This window comes from Comamonas faecalis (assembly GCF_039538025.1).
Taxonomy (GTDB): Bacteria; Pseudomonadota; Gammaproteobacteria; order Burkholderiales; family Burkholderiaceae_C; genus Comamonas_C; species Comamonas_C faecalis.
Genome location: NZ_BAABBP010000010.1, coordinates 1 through 17,456, shown reverse-complemented (window position 1 = coordinate 17,456; position 17,456 = coordinate 1). Strand labels below are relative to the sequence as shown.

At 68.6% G+C, this 17,456-nt stretch carries 15 protein-coding genes and 1 pseudogene; 10 read left to right on the top strand and 6 right to left on the bottom strand.

Annotated elements, in window-relative coordinates:
• The first annotated feature begins 7 nt into the window (after positions 1–7).
• Entirely contained in the window at positions 8–358 is a 351-nt protein-coding gene (locus ABD767_RS07285) for a carboxymuconolactone decarboxylase family protein (RefSeq protein WP_103044481.1), read from the top strand.
• Between the two features lie 58 nt (positions 359–416).
• On the opposite strand, the gene ABD767_RS07280 is transcribed toward ABD767_RS07285, so the two are convergent.
• Positions 417–1,007, bottom strand: a complete 591-nt coding sequence (locus tag ABD767_RS07280) for an NlpC/P60 family protein (protein WP_103044482.1) — start codon at positions 1,005–1,007, stop codon at positions 417–419.
• A 147-nt stretch (positions 1,008–1,154) separates the two neighbouring features.
• Between ABD767_RS07280 and ABD767_RS07275 the strand changes: the two genes are divergently transcribed.
• Both ABD767_RS07275 and ABD767_RS07270 read left to right on the top strand, forming a co-directional pair.
• Entirely contained in the window at positions 1,155–1,760 is a 606-nt protein-coding gene (locus tag ABD767_RS07275; RefSeq protein ID WP_103044483.1) for an isochorismatase family protein, read from the top strand.
• Between the two features lie 157 nt (positions 1,761–1,917).
• Positions 1,918–3,819 (top strand): propionate--CoA ligase, encoded by a 1,902-nt coding sequence (locus ABD767_RS07270; protein ID WP_103044484.1) that lies wholly within the window; start codon positions 1,918–1,920, stop codon positions 3,817–3,819.
• 32 nt (positions 3,820–3,851) lie between these two features.
• On the opposite strand, the pseudogene ABD767_RS07265 reads toward ABD767_RS07270, so the two are convergent.
• A pseudogene (locus ABD767_RS07265) lies at positions 3,852–4,733 on the bottom strand (DNA-3-methyladenine glycosylase family protein); the annotation flags it as partial.
• 151 nt (positions 4,734–4,884) lie between these two features.
• Here ABD767_RS07265 and ABD767_RS07260 point away from each other — a divergent pair.
• From ABD767_RS07260 to ABD767_RS07250, 3 genes are all read left to right on the top strand, one after another.
• Positions 4,885–6,273 (top strand): phosphohexomutase domain-containing protein, encoded by a 1,389-nt coding sequence (locus ABD767_RS07260; RefSeq protein WP_103044486.1) that lies wholly within the window; start codon positions 4,885–4,887, stop codon positions 6,271–6,273.
• A 5-nt stretch (positions 6,274–6,278) separates the two neighbouring features.
• Entirely contained in the window at positions 6,279–7,568 is a 1,290-nt protein-coding gene (locus ABD767_RS07255) for a glycosyltransferase N-terminal domain-containing protein (RefSeq protein WP_103044489.1), read from the top strand.
• 141 nt (positions 7,569–7,709) lie between these two features.
• The gene (locus ABD767_RS07250; protein ID WP_103044487.1) at positions 7,710–10,466 is read left to right on the top strand and encodes a GNAT family N-acetyltransferase; all 2,757 of its coding nucleotides are present in this window, start codon (positions 7,710–7,712) and stop codon (positions 10,464–10,466) included.
• Positions 10,467–10,632: 166 nt separating this feature from the next.
• Here ABD767_RS07250 and ABD767_RS07245 read toward each other — a convergent pair whose 3' ends face one another.
• Together ABD767_RS07245 and ABD767_RS07240 are read right to left on the bottom strand one after the other, a co-directional pair.
• Positions 10,633–10,971 carry a rhodanese-like domain-containing protein gene (locus ABD767_RS07245; RefSeq protein WP_344869107.1) on the bottom strand — a complete coding sequence of 113 codons (339 nt, stop codon included), beginning with the start codon at positions 10,969–10,971 and terminating at the stop codon, positions 10,633–10,635.
• A 35-nt stretch (positions 10,972–11,006) separates the two neighbouring features.
• Positions 11,007–11,717: a protein-L-isoaspartate O-methyltransferase family protein gene (locus ABD767_RS07240; RefSeq protein WP_344869026.1), complete on the bottom strand. Its 711-nt coding sequence runs from the start codon at positions 11,715–11,717 to the stop codon at positions 11,007–11,009.
• Between the two features lie 218 nt (positions 11,718–11,935).
• On the opposite strand from ABD767_RS07240, the gene msrA reads away from it, so the two are divergent.
• The 3 genes from msrA to ABD767_RS07225 all read left to right on the top strand — a co-directional run bounded on the left by msrA (position 11,936) and on the right by ABD767_RS07225 (position 15,374).
• Positions 11,936–12,481, top strand: a complete 546-nt coding sequence (gene msrA / locus ABD767_RS07235; RefSeq protein WP_344869024.1) for a peptide-methionine (S)-S-oxide reductase MsrA — start codon at positions 11,936–11,938, stop codon at positions 12,479–12,481.
• Positions 12,482–12,532: 51 nt separating this feature from the next.
• Entirely contained in the window at positions 12,533–12,925 is a 393-nt protein-coding gene (locus ABD767_RS07230) for a hypothetical protein (protein WP_344869022.1), read from the top strand.
• Positions 12,926–13,286: 361 nt separating this feature from the next.
• Positions 13,287–15,374 carry a TonB-dependent receptor domain-containing protein gene (locus tag ABD767_RS07225; RefSeq protein WP_103046649.1) on the top strand — a complete coding sequence of 696 codons (2,088 nt, stop codon included), beginning with the start codon at positions 13,287–13,289 and terminating at the stop codon, positions 15,372–15,374.
• A gap of 38 nt (positions 15,375–15,412) precedes the next feature.
• Here ABD767_RS07225 and pdxH read toward each other — a convergent pair whose 3' ends face one another.
• Both pdxH and ABD767_RS07215 read right to left on the bottom strand, forming a co-directional pair.
• Positions 15,413–16,066 (bottom strand): pyridoxamine 5'-phosphate oxidase, encoded by a 654-nt coding sequence (pdxH, locus tag ABD767_RS07220; RefSeq protein WP_103046646.1) that lies wholly within the window; start codon positions 16,064–16,066, stop codon positions 15,413–15,415.
• Positions 16,063–16,692 (bottom strand): gamma-glutamylcyclotransferase, encoded by a 630-nt coding sequence (locus tag ABD767_RS07215; RefSeq protein ID WP_103046647.1) that lies wholly within the window; start codon positions 16,690–16,692, stop codon positions 16,063–16,065. Before ABD767_RS07215 ends, pdxH begins: the two co-directional genes overlap by 4 nt.
• A gap of 69 nt (positions 16,693–16,761) precedes the next feature.
• Between ABD767_RS07215 and ABD767_RS07210 the strand changes: the two genes are divergently transcribed.
• Positions 16,762–17,292, top strand: a complete 531-nt coding sequence (locus ABD767_RS07210) for an OmpA family protein (RefSeq protein ID WP_103046648.1) — start codon at positions 16,762–16,764, stop codon at positions 17,290–17,292.
• Positions 17,293–17,456 lie beyond the last annotated feature (164 nt).

Here is a 17,456-nt window from a genome sequence, read left to right as displayed (position 1 = left end):
CGTGACCATGGATCACCCGATGTTTCCGGCCAGCAGCGCCGACATTGCGCGCAAGCGCCGCGAGCTGGCACCCAAGCAGCTGGAGGCGTTTCGCGCCTTCAGCGCCGCCGTGTTTGCCGATGGCGCCTTGCCGATCAAGACCAAGCAGCTGATCGCGGTCGCCGTGGCGCATGTCACACAGTGCCCTTATTGCATTCACGGCCATACCGAGGGTGCGCTGAAAGCTGGTGCCAGCGAGGCCGAGATCATGGAGGCGATCTGGGTGGCTGCGGAGATGCGCGCCGGCGGCGCCTATGCGCACTCGGCGCTGGCCATTGACACCATGGCTGCGCACAAGCCGCCGACGACCAAGGTTTGATGGATGTGCCTGCGGGGTAGCGCGGACTGGATGGCGGCAACCGCAGCTGCGGCTGTCTTCAACGCAGATCAGGCAGCCGCGCGGTCGTCGTGACCATGTCGCCGGCCGCGACGCGGCGTGCGCCGTTGAAGCGGCGTTTCCAGTAGGCCTTGTCCATGTCTTCCACGCGCACCTTGGCACCGGTGCGCGGCGCGTGGATGAACTTCCCGTCACCCAGGTACACACCCACGTGGCTGAACGCGCGGCGCATGGTGTTGAAGAAAACCAGATCGCCCGGTTGCAGGTCTTGCTTGTCGATTTTTTCGGTGACGGCTGCCTGATCCTTGGCGCGATGGGGCAGCGACAGGCCTTGCACCTTTTCGTACAGCACCTTGACCAGGCCGCTGCAATCGAGCCCCGTATCCGCATTTGCACCGCCGCGCCGATAGGGTACGCCGACGAAGCCCATGGCCGTTGCAATCACCTCCGACGTGCGGTCGACCACCGTCTCGCTCATCTCCTGCAGTTTGACCGCATGGCCCGCTGCCAGCGCATGATCCGGCGCGGTGAACAGGGTTTGCGTGGAGTCCATGTCGCCATCAAGCGGGGCTGCGATGGCCTGGGTGCAAAACAGGGCTGTGATACAGAGCAGGCGGCGAAAAGCGGGCATAGCACGCGAGGGTAACACAGCCGGCGTGAATGCCCGCCAAAAACGAGGATTGCGGGGCTTTGACCCAGTGCCCGGCGAGCTGGGCTGTACGCGGCAGCGGGGCTGCGACAATCTTGGGCCATGGAAATTTTCAAGAAATGAGGCGATATGTTGCTCGATGCGTCCCAATCCCAACTCGTTCTGGTTGATTACCAGCAACGCCTGATGCCCGTAATCCATGAGGGCGACGCGGTGCTGGCCAATGCCCGGCGCCTGGCGCAGCTGGCGCAGCGGCTGCAATTGCCCGTCTGGGGCACCGAGCAAAACCCCTCGCGCCTGGGTGCCAACGACGCGGTGGTGCGCGAGCTCTGCCAGCGCACGCTGGCAAAAATGCATTTCAGCGCGGTTGAAGAAGGACTGGGCGAGTGGCTGCGCCCCCCGGCCAAGGCGCCAGCGGGCAATGCACGCAGCCTGCCGCGCCATTTGCAGAAGGGCCGCGCCGAGGCCGTGCAGGAGCGCCCCAGCATCGTGATCGGCGGCTGCGAAGCCCATGTCTGCCTGCTGCAGACGGCGCTCGATCTGCTGGAAGACGAATTCGAGGTTTGGGTGGTGACCGACGCTTGCGGCTCGCGCACCGAGCGCAACCGCGACGCGGCCTTCGACCGGCTGGCCGGCGCCGGCGCCGAGCTGGTGACCACCGAGATGGTTGCCTTCGAGTGGCTGCGCAGCTGCGAGCATCCGGCATTCAAGGACATGCTGGCACTGGTGAAATGAGCCGAAGGCCGGGTTGGCGCCCCGGGCGTGCGCGCCGTATCGTGGTGCGTTGCCTGGCTACGGCGTGGGTCATGTCAGCGTCTTGCAAGCCAATTCCGTAATTATGAATTTCGGCGCTCCGACAGCGGGGCAGCTGCATTTGTGACAGGAGAGAACCATGGCCGAGTCCGCCGATTACGAATCCTTTTACCGTCGCTCCATCGACCAGCGTGACGACTTCTGGGCCGAGCAGGCGCAGCTGATCGAGTGGCAGACCCCGCCGCAGCGCATCTGCGACTACGACAACCCGCCGTTTGCCAAGTGGTTCGTCGGCGGCACCACCAACCTGTGCCACAACGCGGTTGATCGCCACCTGCGCGAGCGCGCCGAACAGAACGCGCTGATCGCGCTCTCCAGCGAGACCGATACCGAGCAGGTCTACAGCTTCGCCCAACTGCACCAGGAGGTACAGCGCATGGCGGCAGTGCTGCAGGCGCTGGGGGTCAAGCAGGGCGACCGCGTGCTGATCTACATGCCGATGATTGCCGAGGCGGCCTTTGCGATGCTGGCGTGCGCGCGCATCGGCGCCATCCATTCGGTGGTGTTCGGCGGGTTTGCTTCTTCGTCGCTGGCCACGCGCATCGAAGACGCCGAGCCTGTGGCCATCGTCAGCGCCGACGCGGGCTCGCGCGGCGGCAAGGGCGTGCCCTACAAGCCGCTGCTCGACGAAGCGCTGGAGCTGTCCAAGTACAAGCCGGCGGCCGTGCTGATGGTCGACCGCGGCCTGGCGCCCATGGCGATGCGCGAAGGACGCGACCACGACTGGGCCACGCTGCGCGCGCGCCACATGGACGCGCAAGTGCCTTGCGTGTGGGTGGACTCCACCCATCCCAGCTACACGCTGTACACCAGCGGCACCACCGGCAAGCCCAAGGGCGTGCAGCGCGACACCGGCGGCTACGCCGTGGCGCTGGCCGCCAGCATGAAGCACATCTTCCAGGCGCAGGCGGGCCAGACCTACTTCTCGACCAGCGACATCGGCTGGGTCGTGGGTCACAGCTACATCATCTACGGGCCGCTGCTGGCGGGCATGGCCACCGTGATGTACGAGGGCCTGCCGACCCGCCCCGACGCCGGCGTGTGGTGGAGCATCGTGGCCAAGTACCAGGTCACGCACATGTTCTCGGCACCGACCGCGGTGCGCGTGCTCAAGAAGCAGGATCCGGCCTACCTGAAAAAATACGACATCAGCTGCCTCAAGACCCTATGGCTGGCCGGCGAACCGCTGGACGAGCCGACTGCGCAGTGGATCAGCGATGCGCTGCAAATTCCCATCGTCGACAACTATTGGCAGACCGAGACCGGCTGGCCCATCCTGACGCTGTGCAACGGCGTGCAGCAGCAGCCCTCGCGCTTTGGCAGTCCGGGCAAGGCCGTCTATGGCTTTGACGTGCGCCTGATCGACGAGAGCACCGGCCAGGAGCTGACCGAGCCCAACCAGAAGGGCGTGGTCGCCATCGAAGGGCCGCTGCCCCCGGGCTGCCTGCAGACGGTGTGGCGCGATGACGAGCGCTTCGTCGACACCTACTGGAAGAGCATTCCGGGGCGTCTCATCTACAGCACCTTTGACTGGGGCATCCGCGACGCCGACGGCTACTACTTCATCCTGGGCCGCACCGACGACGTGATCAACGTCGCCGGCCACCGTCTGGGCACGCGCGAGATCGAGGAATGCATTGCCGGCCACAGCAGCGTGGCCGAGGTTGCGGTCGTCGGCGTGGCCGACGCGGTCAAGGGCCAGGTGGCGATGGCCTTCGCCGTCGTGCGCGACGCCACGGCAGTGCAGGACGAAGCCGGCCGCAAGCAGCTGGAGGCCGAAATCATGAAGCGGGTGGACGGCCAGATGGGCGCGGTCGCGCGCCCGGCGCGCATCCACTTCGTCGCGCTGCTGCCCAAGACGCGCAGCGGCAAGCTGCTGCGCCGCGCGCTGCAGGCCGTGGCCGAGCGGCGCGACCCGGGCGACCTGACCACCATCGAAGATCCGGGCGCGCTGCTGGCCATCAGGGACATGCTGGGCTGAGCGGCTGCAGACTCCGCGGATCGGGCCGGCGTTCAGCCGGCCTTTTTTCCTCGCCGCGGCTGCGCAGGCAGGGCGTGCCAGGCCCGCAGCACCGCATAGGCGCGCCAGGGGCGCCACGCCTGGGCGCGCTCCAGCGCCGCGCGCGCCGGGGCTTTCTCGCCGCGCAGGCCCAGCGCGTTGTGCAAGGCCACGTCGCCGGCCACGAAGGCGTCGCTGCAGCGCAGCGCGCGCATTGCGATGTACTGCGCCGTCCAGTCGCCAATGCCGGGCAGCGCGCGCAGTGCCTGCACCGTGGCCGGCATGTCCGCGCCCGGCTGCAGGTCGATCTGTCCCTCTGACACCGCGCGCGCCAGCGCGGTAATGGCCGCCTGCCGCTGGCGCACGATGCCCAGCTGCCCGAGCGCGTCGCCCGAAGCGTGGGCCAGCACCTCGGGTGAGGGAAACAGGCGGTTCAGCGCGGGCCAGGGCGTTTCCAGCGGCGCGCCAAAGCGCTCTGCCAGCCGCTGCGCCAGCGTGCGTGCCGCAGCCACCGTGACCTGCTGGCCCAGGATGGCGCGCACCGCCAGCGCAAAGCCCTGCAGCGCGCCCGGCACGCGCAGGCCGTCGCCGTGCGGAAAGTCGGCATGCAGCACGCGGGCGATGGGCGCCGGATCGGTGTCCAGATCCAGCAGATGGCGCACGCGCCGCACCACCTCGTCGCGGCAGGGCGCCAGCGCCTCGTCCAGGGTCAGCAGGGCCTGCTGGCGTTCGCCGTCCAGCTGCACCTGCAACCAGCCGCGGTGGCCGCCAGTGCCAGGCAGCTCCAGCGTGCTGCGGTACAGCGCCTGGCCTTCGGTGCACTGCACCTGCTCGACGCCATCGATCTGGCGCTGGGCCAGAAAGGCCAGCAGGGCCAGGTGGTCGTAGGGCGATTTCCAGGGCAGGGCGATGAGGGGCATGGCGTGCGGCTGTGCAGTGCAGGGCGGGGCAGGGCGGGCAAGCGCCGATTGTGTCGCGCCGTCCCGCCGCAGCGTGGTCGTGGCGGCTTCTACAATTGCCGTTGATCGAGTTTCACAAGGATATTGCGTGCAAGTCACCGCCAGCCTGTTCAAGGCCTACGACATCCGCGGCGTGGTTCCCGCCGCGCTCAATGAGGCATTTGCGCTGGGCCTGGGCCGCGCCTTCGGCATGGCGGCGCGGGCAGCGGGCGAGCGCACGGTGGCCGTCGGCCGCGACGGCCGCCTGTCGGGGCCGGCGCTGTCGGCTGCGCTGATCCAGGGATTGGTCGACGTAGGCATCGAGGTGATCGACGTGGGTCTGGTCACCACGCCCATGCTGTACTTTGCCGCCTGCACGCTTGCTACCTCCGGCATCCAGGTCACGGGCAGCCACAACCCCAAGGACTACAACGGCTTCAAGATGGTGCTGGCCGGCCGCGCCATCTATGGTGACGAGATCCAGCGGCTGCGCAGCGCCATGGAGGGCGATGACTGGCAGCTGCAGGCTGGCGGCAGCGTGCGCGGCGCCGATATGCTGCCCGCCTACACCGCGCGTATCGTCGGCGACGTGAAGCTGGCGCGGCCGATGAAGATCGTCGTCGACTGCGGCAACGGCGTGGCCGGCGCGTCGGCGCCGGGCATCTTCCGCGCGCTGGGCTGCGAGGTGGTCGAGCTGTTCTCCGAGGTCGACGGCAACTTTCCCAACCACCACCCCGACCCCAGCAAGCCCGAGAACCTGCGCGATGTGATGGACGTGCTCGCGCGCACCGACGCCGAGCTTGGCCTGGCCTTCGACGGCGACGGCGACCGCCTGGGCATCGTCACCAAGGACGGGCAGAACATCTTCCCTGATCGCCAGATGGTGCTGTTCGCGCGCGACGTGCTCTCGCGCGCGCCGGGCGGCACCATCGTGTTCGACGTCAAGTGCAGCCAGCGCCTGGCGCCCGAGATTACCGCCGCCGGCGGGCAGCCGATGATGTTCAAAACCGGCCACTCGTTGATCAAGGCCAGGATGAAAGAGGTCGATTCGCCACTCGGCGGCGAGATGAGCGGCCACATCTTCTTCAAGGAGCGCTGGTACGGCTTTGACGACGGCACCTACGCGGGCTGCCGCCTGCTGGAGATTCTGAGCCGCCATGCCGACGCCAGCGCCGTGCTCAACGCACTGCCCACCAGCTGCAGCACGCCCGAGCTGAACGTGGCCTGCGAGGAGGGCGAGCCCCACCGCCTGAGCGCGCAGCTGCAGCAGATGGCCGGCGAGGTGTTTGCCGCGCCCGCGCAGGTCAGCACGATCGACGGCCTGCGCGTGGACTGGCCGGACGGCTTTGGCCTGATTCGCGCCAGCAACACCACGCCGGTGCTGGTGCTGCGCTTTGAGGGCCACAGCCCCGAAGCACTGGAGCGCATCCGCGGGCAGATGCTGGGGCTGCTCGAACGCGTCAAGCCCGGCGCGCAGCTGGGAGCGGCTGCGCATTGACCCCGCTGCAGCGGCTGGCGCTGGCGCTGTACGGCCTGACCACCTGGCTGGCCCAGCCGTTGCTGCGCCGCAAACTGCGCCGCCGTGCGCGCCAGGAGGCCGGCTACGCGCAGGCCGTGGGCGAGCGCTTTGGCCGCTATGGCAGCGGCGGGCCGGCGCAGCCGGGTGCGCTCCTCTGGATTCATGCGGTATCGCTGGGCGAAACACGCGCCGCCGCGCTGCTGCTGCGCGAGCTGCGCGCGCTGCAGCCCGGTCTGCGGCTGCTGCTCACCCACGGCACGGCCACGGGGCGCGCCGAGGGCGCCAAGTTGCTGCAGCCGGGCGACGTACAAGTCTGGTTGCCCTGGGACACGCCGGGCGCGGTGCGCCGCTTCGTGCAGCGCTTTCGCCCAGCCATCGGCATCCTGATGGAGACCGAGATCTGGCCCAACCTGGCCGCATGCTGCCGCGCCGAAGGCGTGCCGCTGGTGCTGGCCAATGCGCGCCTCAATGAGAAATCGCGCCGCGGCGCGCAGCGCCTGGCCTGGCTGTCGCGCCCGGCCTATGCCGGCCTGCGCGCAGTGTGGGCACAGACCGAGGCCGACGCGCAGCGCCTGCGCGAGGTGGGCGCACGCGATGTGCAGGTGCTGGGAAACGTGAAGTTCGACGTTCATCCCGACCCCGAGCAACTGGCCCGCGGCCATGCCTGGCGCGCTGCTGCGGCGCGCCCCGTCGTGCTGCTGGCCAGCAGCCGCGAAGGCGAGGAGGCGCTGTGGCTGGACGCTGTCGGCCGCCTGGCCGACGCAGACCGGCGCAGCGTGCAATGGCTGATCGTGCCGCGCCACCCGCAGCGCTTTGACGCAGTCGAGCAGTTGCTGCGCGCAGCGGGCCTCGGCGTGGCGCGCCGCAGCCAGTGGCCGCAGCAGGGCGACGCGCCACCGGCGGGCGACGTCTGGCTGGGCGACTCGATGGGCGAGATGGCGCTGTACTACGGTCTGGCGCAGGTGGCGCTGCTGGGCGGCAGCTTCGAGCGGCTCGGCGGGCAGAACCTGATCGAGGCGGCCGCCTGCGGCTGCCCCGTGGTGATGGGGCCGCACACCTTCAACTTCGCCCAGGCGGCCAAGCTTGCTGCGGCCGCCGGCGCGGCGCTTCCGGTGGCTGACATGGCACAGGCCGTGGCGCAGGCCCTTGCCCTGGCGCACGACGCGCCCGCCTGGCGCCAGTGTGTGCAGCAGTGCCAGGCGTTTGCCGGCGCACACCGCGGTGCGGCGCGGGCCATGGCGCAGGCGGCATTGGCGCTGCTGGCACGCCCGTGATGGCCTGGTGCTGAGCATGCCGGGCGGAATGTGCCGGCATTTCCAGCGCGACGCCGGATTTCTCGCCAAGGCAGCCGCGATCCCCGAGAATGCCGGTTGGCATGGTTTTGCAACACCTTGTTGCCATGAATGGATGTTTTGATGATGGATTCCCATTACCTCACGCCCTTGTTCTCCCCCAGCTCGATCATCGTGCTCAGCGGCGCCCAGGATGCATCTGGCGCGCCAGACGCACCGGATGCACCAGGTGCGCCTGACGCGCGCACGCCCCAGGCCAGGCAGCTGCTGGAGGCGCTGCGCGCCCAACGCTTCTCCGGCACGCTGCAGTTCATGGACGTGCACAGCACCAGCGGCACGCTGGCCGACCTGGCGCAGACGCGCGCCGACCTGGCCATCATCGCGCTGCCCCATGGCGAGGTGGCCGCGGCGCTGGAGCTGGCCGGGCGCATCAACTGCCGCTGTGCGCTGGTGCTCTCCAGCGGCGTCGATGCAGCGCAGGCGCGCCAGTGGCACAAGATTGCGCGGAGCGAGGGCGTGCACCTGATGGGGCCGAACACGCTGGGGTTGCAGCGTCCCTCGCTGCAACTCAATGCCAGCGCCGCCGGGCCACTGGCGCGCGACGGCTCGCTGGCGCTGGTGTGCCAGTCGGGCGCGCTGACCACCTCCATCCTGGACTGGGCCAGCAACAACGCCGTTGGCTTCTCCAGCGTGGTGTCGCTGGGCCCGCATTCGGGGCTGGGGCTGAGCGACGCGCTGGACTACCTGGCGCACGACGCGCGCACGCACAGCATCGTCGTCTACATGGAAGGCATCTACAACGCGCGGCGCTTCATGAGCGCGCTGCGCTCGGCCGCCTACGCCAAGCCGGTGGTCATCCTCAAGTCCGGGCGCAAGCCCGCGGGCAACGCCGCGGCGCTCACGCACAGCGGCGCCATCGTCGGCAGCGACGAGGTGTTCGACGCCGCGCTGCGCCGTGCCGGCGCGGTGCGCGTGCGCTCTTTCGTCGAACTGTTCTCGGCCGCCAAGTGCCTGGCCTCGCGCTACCGCCCGGTGGGCCGGCGCCTGGGCATCGTCACCAATGGCGGCGGCCCCGGCGTGCTGGCGGCCGACTGGGCCAACGAGATCGGCCTCAAGCTCGGACGGCTGTCGGCCGACGCGATCAAGGAACTCTCGCCCCAGCTGTCGCCGCTATCGATGCTGGCCGATCTGATCGACATCTCCGAGGAGGCCGGGCCCGAGCAATACCGCGCGGCGCTGCAGGCGGCGCTGCGCGAGCGCGAGATCGACGGACTGCTGGTCATTTACTCGCCCAAGTCCCATGTGGACGCGGCGGCCGTCGCCCAGGTCGTGGCCGACGTGAAGAAGCAGGCGGGCAAGCCCGTGCTGACCTGCTGGATGGGCGACTCCAGCGTGTTGCCGGCGCGCGCCATCCTGGGCGACGCGCAGATTCCGACCTTCCGCACGCCCGAGGCGGCCGTCGGCGCGTTCGGCAACATCGCCAGCTACCACCAGAACCAGCAGCTGCTGCAGCAGACGCCGCCGCCGCTGTCGTCGCTGGCCAAGCTCGACATCGAGGGCGCGCGCCTGGTCATCGAGAGCGTGCTGGCCGAACGGCGCACCGCGCTCACCGAGATGGAGTCCAAGACGCTGCTGGCGGCGTTTCACATTCCGGTGACCAAGACGCTGCTGGCGCGCACCAGCCACGAGGCGATGATGATTGCCACGCAACTGGGCTTTCCGGTGGCGCTCAAGATCGACTCGCCCGACATAGCGCACAAGTCCGACGTCGACGGCGTGGTGCTCAACGTGCACAACGGCGCGGCGGTGCGCGACATCTATACCGACCTGGTGCAGCGCGTGGCACGCCAGCGCCCGCAGGCGCGCATCAACGGCGTGACGGTGCAGAAGATGGCGCGTGCGCGCCGCGGGCGCGAGATCTGCGTGGGCGTGGTGACCGACGACCCGTTCGGCCCGGTCATCACCTTTGGCGCCGGCGGCACGATGATCGAGCTGATCGACGACCGCGCCATGGAGCTGCCGCCGCTCAACCAGTTTCTGGCCAGGCGCCTGATCGACCGCTCGCGCGTGGCCGAGACGCTGGCCGAATGGCGCGGCGCGGGCGCGGTCGACCTGCAGCAGCTCGAACACATTCTGCTGCGCGTCTCCGAGATGGTGTGCGCGCTGCCCCAGCTGCGCGAGATGGACATCAACCCCATCATCGTCGACGAGCAGGGCGCGGTGGCCGTGGACGCTCGCATCATCGTGAGCGACGCCGCCGCGGCAAACGGCAGTAGCGCTGGCGGCAAGGCGGTGGCTGTATCGGGCAGCTATAGCCATCTGGCGATCATGCCGTACCCCGAGCGCTACGAGCAGGTCTGGCCGCTGCGCGGCGGCGGCGAATACCTGGTGCGTCCGCTGCGCCCGGACGACGCGCAGATGATCCAGCGCCTGGTCAAGGGACTGTCGCCCGAGAGCAGGTACTTCCGCTTCGTCTCGCAGCTGGCCGAGCTGCCGCCGTCAATGCTGGCGCGCTTCACTCTGATCGACTACGACCGCGAGATGGCGCTGGCCGCGGTGCACCGCGAGCCGGTGGTCGACGATGCGGGCGAGAGCAGCTACAAGGAACGCATCATCGGCGTGTCGCGCTACGTGACCAACCCCGACCACGTCAGCTGCGAGTTTGCACTGCTGGTGGCCGACGACTACGCCGGCCGCGGGCTGGGGTCGCGCCTGATGCTCAGCATCATGGACGTGGCGCGTGAGCGCGGCCTGGCGGAAATCCAGGGCCTGGTGCTGGCCAACAACCCCAACATGCTCAAGCTGATGCGCCGGCTGGGCTTTGAGGTGCGCCCCTTCGATGACGACCCGGAGTTCCGGCTGGTGGTGCATCAGCTGTAATTCCATTTCTATATCGATCGAGTATGCGAAGGTGAAGCGCAGACAGTGCTGTAGCACGACAAGCGAAGCCGACAAAGTAATCGGTTGATATGGAAATGGAATAAACCCGTCACCTCGGCGAAAGTCGGGATCCATGGAGCCCAGGATTGCGGCCCCGGATCAGGGCTCAATAGCGCGCAATACCGGGGTCGTATTCCCGCGACCAGGCGTCGATGCCGCCGGTGATGTTGGCCACCCGCGCAAAACCCTGACGAGCCAGGAATAGCGCCACCTGCATGCTGCGCGCGCCATGGTGGCACAGGCAGGCGACGGGGCGCGTGGGGTCGAGCTCGGCTAGGCGCGCCACCAGCATGCCCATGGGAATGGCGGCCAGTTCGAACGGCTGCGCCGCCAGGCTGGCCAGCTGCAGCTCCCACGGCTCGCGCACGTCCAGCACCAGCGGGCGCAGGTGCGCATGCGCGCTCAGCCAGTCGGCCAGCGCTTCGGGTTGGATTTGTTCGACCAGGGCTGCTCTTTCGATGGAAGAGGTGTCTGCGCGCGTCAGAATTTGAACGCCGAAGGCTCGGGGAAGTGGCGCAGGCGGGCGGTGACCACGTCCCAGGGGCGGGTGGTCTCGAACTGGTTGCCGCTGCGGCGCACGAAGGTGGCATACATCATCGGCAGCTGGCCGGTGATGGCGCCCAGGCGCCCGCCGTCGGCCAGCAGATCCAGCAGGCGCTGGGGTACTTCATTGACCGAGCCGCTGAGCATGATGACGTCGAACGGCCCGTCGGGAATGGGGTCGAGCGCGCCGTCGGCCTGGCGCACCTGTACGTTGTCGATGCCGGCGCTGCGCAGGTTCTCGCGGGCGAACTCGGCCAGGTCGGCATCGATCTCCAGCGTCACCACCTGCGCGCCGCTGCGCGCCAGCAGCGCGGCCATGAAGCCCGAGCCCGCGCCGATCTCCAGAATGCGGTCGGTGGGGCGGATCTGCAGGTCTTGCAGCATGCGCGCCTCCACGCGCGGCGCCAGCATGATCTGGCCCAGCTGCTGGGCCAGGTCGGCGTCGCGGTGCAGCGGGATTTCCATGTCGGTGAATGCCAGCGCCTGGTGGCTGGGCGGCACGAACTGCTCGCGCGGCATCTGGGCCAGCAGCTCCAGCACCCGTGCGTCCGAGACGTTCCACGGACGGATCTGTTGCTCGACCATGTTGTAGCGGGCCTGGGCAATGGGGTCGGTGGTGTCGGCGGACGTGTTCAGTGGCATGTTCATGCAAAACTCCAGAAACGAGAGGCAGCGATTCGGACAAACCGGCTATTTTAGGCGCTCTGCAACCCGACCCGGCGGGCGGTGGGCGAGCCCGGTGTCCGCCAAGGCGCAAAGCTTGCGCTGGCGCAGCGCCCGGCGCTCTGAAGGCAGAAGCCCGCCGCACCCCCGGTGAAGCCGCGCATGCCTATCATCGGATGCATCCGTTCGTGAGGAAAGCCACCATGCCCCATCTGCAAAGCATCACCCTGGCTGGAGGGTGTTTCTGGTGTACCGAAGCCGTGTTCACCCGCCTGCGCGGCGTAACCGAGGTAGTAAGCGGCTACGCCAATGGCCAGCTCGACCACCCCAGCTACGAGCAGGTCTGCAGCGGCAAGACCGGCCACGCCGAGGTGGTGCGCGTTACCTTCGACCCCGACCAGCTGCCGTTGGCGGATCTGCTGAGCGTGTTTTTTGCGACGCACGATCCGACGCAGCTCAACCGCCAGGGCAACGACGTGGGAACGCAATACCGTAGCGGCATTTACTACACCGACCCGGAGCACGGCGCGCTGGCGCGCACGATGATCGAAGCGCTCGGGCGCGACAAGGTCTATGCCGGGCCCATCGTCACCGAGGTGCAGCCCCTGACCAGTTTCTGGCCGGCCGAGGACTACCACGGCGAATACTTTGCCCGCAACCCGGCGCAGGGCTATTGCACCTACGTCGTCGCGCCCAAGGTCGAGAAAATGCGCAAGGCGTTCGCGTCGTACCTCAAGCCCGGCGCGTGAAAGCTGCGCTATGCTTTCGGGCTTCTTGCGCCTGACCCGAATTTGCGCTCCATGACCACTGCGTCCATGTCCAAGCACCTGCAGCGCTTGCGCCGCCTGGCGCTGGGCTGGCTGCTGCTGGCGCTGTTGCTGTCGCCCGTGCTCGGGCGCATGCACCAGGTCTTGCATGGCATGGGCAGCGCACCGACGGGCCTGGTCGACGTCGCAGGGCAGGGCGGCGTGGCCAACCATGCTCCGGGCCTGCTGCATACGCTGTTTGCGGGTCACAGCCACGGCGACTGCCAGGTACTGGACCAACAGACGCTGGGCGGCGCCTTGCTCGCCCAGGCGCTGCCGCTCGTACAGGCCGCGCCGCGGGCCATGCCGGAGGGCGTGCCCGCCGCAGCGCCCGCCACGCGGCGGCTTGCCTCCTTCCATGCCCGTGCTCCGCCCCTGGGTGGCTGATTCCATTTTTAAATCAAACGGTTACTTTGTCGGCTTCGCTTGCCGTGCTACAGCACTGTCTGCGCTGCGCCTTCGCGTACCCGATTGATTGAAAAATGGAATGAGACGCCTTTGACCGCGTGACGCCGTGGAGGCGCCTTGCCGTGCTGTTGCCCGGCCATCGACACCTCGCTTAGCCACCAGGTTGATGGTCAGGCCTCCCGGAGCCGCTGCATCGCGCCAGCGCTCCTCGAAATTCCTTATCCGATAGCCACCAGCGCTTGCCAGGCAAGGGCTGGAGTGCTTGCCTGCATTCACACGCCCTGCGCGCAGCGCGCCCGTGCGCGCGCCGCAGGCGTGCACCCAATGGATCCGCATTCTCATGACGACGACTCTTTTCCCCGTTTCTTCCCGCGTCCCCACCGTCCGCCATCCGCTGGCGTGTGCAGCGCTGCTGGCGCTGGCATCGGCCGCGTCGGCCGACGAGCCGCGCCCCAGCATCGCCACGCTGCCGCAGGTCACCGTGTCCTCCAGCGGCCTGCAATTGGGCGCGGGCGACATGACCGTTCCGGTGACCGTGCTCGAAGGCGATGACCTGGTGCGTCGCCGCGAGGCCACCCTGGGCGAAACGCTGGACAGCGAGCCCGGCATCGCCAGCAGCCACTTCGGCGCCGGTGCCAGCCGCCCCATCATCCGCGGCATGGACGGCCCGCGCGTCAAGGTGCTCTCCGACGGCGCCGAACTGCACGACGCCTCCGCCGTCAGCCCCGACCACGCAGTGGTCTCCGAGCCGCTGCTTGCCACGCAGATCGAAGTGCTGCGCGGACCGTCCGCCCTGGTGTACGGCGACGGCGCAGTGGGCGGCGTGGTCAACGTGCTCGACGGTAAGGTGCCGACGGCCGTTCCGGAAAAAGGCTACGAGGGCAGCGCCGAACTGCGCGCCGGCAGCGGCGCGCGCGCAGGGGCGGGCGCCTTCGCGCTGACCGGCGGCGCGGGCCACCTCGCCGTGCACGTGGAGGTCGCGGCGCGCGACGCCGGCGACTACCGCGCCGGCAAAGGCTGGGCGCCCGAGGGCGATGCCCGCCGCAAAGTAGCGGGCAGCTTCAACCGCACCGACACCGGCAGCCTGGGTCTGTCGTGGGTGGGCGACAACGGCTACCTGGGCGCTGCCTACACGCGCCAGACCGCCAACTACGGCCTGCCGGGCCACGACCACGGCTTCGAGGGCTGCCACACCCATGGCGACCACCTGCACTGCGGCGCGCACGGCCACGATCACGACGATGACGACGAGCATGACCACGCGCACGGCGACGTGCCCGCGGTCGATCTGCGCAGCGAGCGCCTGGACGTCCGGAGCGAGCTGCGCAACCCGTTCGCGGGCTTCTCGACCCTGCGCCTGCGCGCGGGCGTGACGGACTATGTGCATGACGAGGTGGAGGACGGCGCCATCGCCACCACCTTCAGGAACAAGGCCTACGACGCGCGCATGGAGCTGCAGCACGAGCCGCTGGCAGGCTTGAAGGGCATGGTCGGGCTGCAGGCGGCCCGGCGCAAGTTCAGCGCGCAGGGCGAGGAAGCCTACGTGGAGCCCACGGTCACGCGGCGCACCGGGCTGTTCCTGCTGGAGGAGTACCGCATGGGCGACTGGCGCTTCGAGGCCGCGCTGCGCCACGACCGCCAGACCGCCCGGGCGCAGGTCAGCGGCATCGAGCGCAGCCACCACGGCACGTCCGCCTCGCTGGGCGCCGTGTGGCGCTTCACGCCCGGCTACCAGTTTGGTGCGTCGCTCACCCGCGCCAGCCGCGCTCCGTCGGCCGAGGAGCTGTACGCGCGCGGACTGCACATGGCCACCAGCACGTATGAGCGCGGCGATGCCGACCTGCGCTCAGAGACCGCGCGCAACATCGACCTGGGCCTGAAGAAGACCAGCGGCAGCACCACCTTCAGCGTCAGCGTCTTCCACAACCGCGTGCGCAATTACATCTACGGCCGCACGCTCGACGAGCACGACGGCCTGCAACTGCTGCAGTACGGCCAGGCCGGCGCCAGCTTCACCGGCGCCGAAGGCCAGGTGCGCCAGCGTCTGAACCGGCACCTGGGCGCCACGCTGTTTGGCGATGTGGTACGCGCGCGGCTGGACGGCGGCGGCCGGCTGCCGCGCATCGCGCCCGCCCGCGCCGGCCTGCGCCTTGACGCAGCGTGGAATGCCTGGGACGGCCAGATCGAATGGGTGCAGGTGGCGCGCCAGCGGCGCGTGGCCGCGTTCGAGACGGCCACGCCAGGCTACGGCATGCTCAACCTGGGCCTGGCCTACAACAGCCGGTTTGCGGGCGGCATGCCCTGGCAGCTGTACCTGAAGGCCAACAATCTCACCGACCGGCTGGCATATGCACACACCAGCTTCATCAAGAACGCGGCGCCGCTGATGGGGCGAAACGTCACGGTCGGGGTCAGGGCGACGTTCTGACGCGGGCAGTCCCAGCCGCGGCCGCAGCCGGGGTGCGGTCAGGGCGCCAGCCGTTCGCGCACCCAGGCGTCGCCGTCCAGGCGGTAGCGCAGGCGGTCGTGCAGGCGGCTCTTGCGCCCCTGCCAGAACTCCCAGCGGTCGGGCTGCAGGCAGAAGCCACCCCAGTGCGGCGGGCGCGGCGGCTTGAGCAGGAACTGCGCACCGTATTTGGCGGCGTTGGCCACCAGCACGCTGCGCCCGGCAATCACCTGGCTTTGCGGGCTGGCCCAGGCGCCGATGCGCGAATCGAGCGGGCGGCTGTTGAAGTACTGGTCGCTTTGCTCGGCGCCGATCTTCTCCACACGCCCCTCGATGCGCACCACGCGCTCCAGCTCTATCCAGTGAAACTGCAGAGCGGCAAACGGGTTGCCCGCCAGCTCGCGGCCCTTGCGGCTGTCGTAGTTGGTGAAGAAGACGATGCCGTCGGCGTCATAGCCCTTGATCAGCACGATGCGCGTGCTCGGGCGCAAGTCGCTGCCCACGGTGGCCAGAGTCATCGCGTTGGGCTCGGGCACCTGGGCCGACAGCGCCTCCTTGAACCATTGGTCGAACTGCAGCAGCGGGTCGCCGTGGGAGGCCTGCTCGCTCAGCTCGGCGCGCTCGTAGCTGGTGCGCAAGTCGGCAATCGCGGTGGGCACGGGGGTGGTGGTCATGGTTGGCTGTTTTCCTTGTTGGTGGGGCGTGTTGCGGCAATCACGCGCTGCAGCGCACGGTCGTGGATACCGATGCGCTCAAGTTCGGCGTGCGTCGCCTCGGCGTAGTCGCGCGTGCTGCCGTAAATGCCGTTGGCCTGGCCGAAAATGCGGCGCAGGTCGTCGTCGCGCAGCACGCCGGTATGGCTGGGGCTGCTGCGCGACAGCGTGAACGCCAGCGCCTGCACGCTGCCCTGGGCGGTCTGGCAGGCCAGCCAGCGCGGGTCATAGACGGGCAGCGGCATCTCGCGCTGCCACAGCTGCTGCAGCACATCGTCGGCCTGGGCGCGCTCGATGCGGTAGGCCATGCCGCGGCAGCTGCCGCCGGGTAGCATCGCAAATACCAGGCCCGGACAGTCGGGCGTGCCGCGGTTGACGCGGCTCCACATCTTCAGCGCCCGGTGCCAGCCGTGCACCGTCGCCGGGCGGCGCTCCGCGTAGGCAAAGCCGGGACGCCAGATCAGCGACGCATAGCCAAACACCCACAGGTCGCCGCGCTGGCGCCGCCAGTGCGCCAGCTGGTGTTCCAGCGTACGGTGGGGCGGAAGGGGCGTGGTTGGAGGGTGCAAGAGGGAGGCTGAGGCCATCGGTTGCATGGCAAGTATTTACAATGCTCAGGTTTTATCCAACAGCCATTATTCACGGAGTTTTTCGCCATGTCCCTGAACCGTTCCGACGACGACAGCCAGGAGCGCTTTGCCCTCGGGTTTCTTTTTGCCCTGATTGCCCTGGTGGTCTCGACCGTCGTCGGCGTCGTCGTCTACCAGCGCGGCATCGCCCATGCTCCGGCCGAACAGGCAGGTTTTGCCGCAGCCGGTGCGGCGGACGCGGTTCAGCTGCTGGAGCTGGCCGCCGACGAGTCGCGCGTGGTTGTTGAAGACGGCGTGGTCAAGTTCTACTTCGCCACCGGCAAGGCCGACCTTGCGCAGGGCGGAAACGAAGCGCTGGCCGCCATCGTCGAAGGTGTGCAGGCCGGTGGATCGGCCCAGGTGTCGGGCTTTCACGACGCAACCGGCGACGCCGCGCGCAACGAAGAATTGGCCAAGCAGCGTGCCATCGCCGTGCGCGACGCGCTGGTCGCACTTGGCGTAGCCGAAGACCGCGTCGTGCTGCAAAAGCCCGAACAGACGCTGGCCGACGGAAGCAACGCCGAAGCGCGCCGCGTCGAGGTGCTGCTGCTGCCTTGATGGTTGCGGCTGGTTCATTGAAAAACCCGCCTTGGCGCAATGCCGATCAGTTAAGCCAGGGCGAGGCTGAATTGGTCTAAAAAGGGAGCGTGTTAACCACGTTCCCTTTTTTGCTTTGAGCCTGCTGCAGATCACCCTGAACGAGACGTTGGAGGCACTGCCCG

Bases quoted from the DNA above. Each gene is read 5' to 3' on its own strand.
- ABD767_RS07280 (WP_103044482.1), bottom strand. From the start codon at position 1,007: ATGCCCGCTTTTCGCCGCCTGCTCTGTATCACAGCCCTGTTTTGCACC.
- ABD767_RS07285 (WP_103044481.1), top strand. From the start codon at position 8: ATGGATCACCCGATGTTTCCGGCCAGCAGCGCCGACATTGCGCGCAAG.
- ABD767_RS07210 (WP_103046648.1), top strand. From the start codon at position 16,762: ATGTCCCTGAACCGTTCCGACGACGACAGCCAGGAGCGCTTTGCCCTC.
- pdxH (WP_103046646.1), bottom strand. From the start codon at position 16,066: ATGACCACCACCCCCGTGCCCACCGCGATTGCCGACTTGCGCACCAGC.
- ABD767_RS07230 (WP_344869022.1), top strand. From the start codon at position 12,533: ATGACCACTGCGTCCATGTCCAAGCACCTGCAGCGCTTGCGCCGCCTG.
- ABD767_RS07270 (WP_103044484.1), top strand. From the start codon at position 1,918: ATGGCCGAGTCCGCCGATTACGAATCCTTTTACCGTCGCTCCATCGAC.
- ABD767_RS07215 (WP_103046647.1), bottom strand. From the start codon at position 16,692: ATGGCCTCAGCCTCCCTCTTGCACCCTCCAACCACGCCCCTTCCGCCC.
- ABD767_RS07275 (WP_103044483.1), top strand. From the start codon at position 1,155: ATGTTGCTCGATGCGTCCCAATCCCAACTCGTTCTGGTTGATTACCAG.
- ABD767_RS07250 (WP_103044487.1), top strand. From the start codon at position 7,710: ATGATGGATTCCCATTACCTCACGCCCTTGTTCTCCCCCAGCTCGATC.
- ABD767_RS07225 (WP_103046649.1), top strand. From the start codon at position 13,287: ATGACGACGACTCTTTTCCCCGTTTCTTCCCGCGTCCCCACCGTCCGC.
- msrA (WP_344869024.1), top strand. From the start codon at position 11,936: ATGCCCCATCTGCAAAGCATCACCCTGGCTGGAGGGTGTTTCTGGTGT.
- ABD767_RS07240 (WP_344869026.1), bottom strand. From the start codon at position 11,717: ATGAACATGCCACTGAACACGTCCGCCGACACCACCGACCCCATTGCC.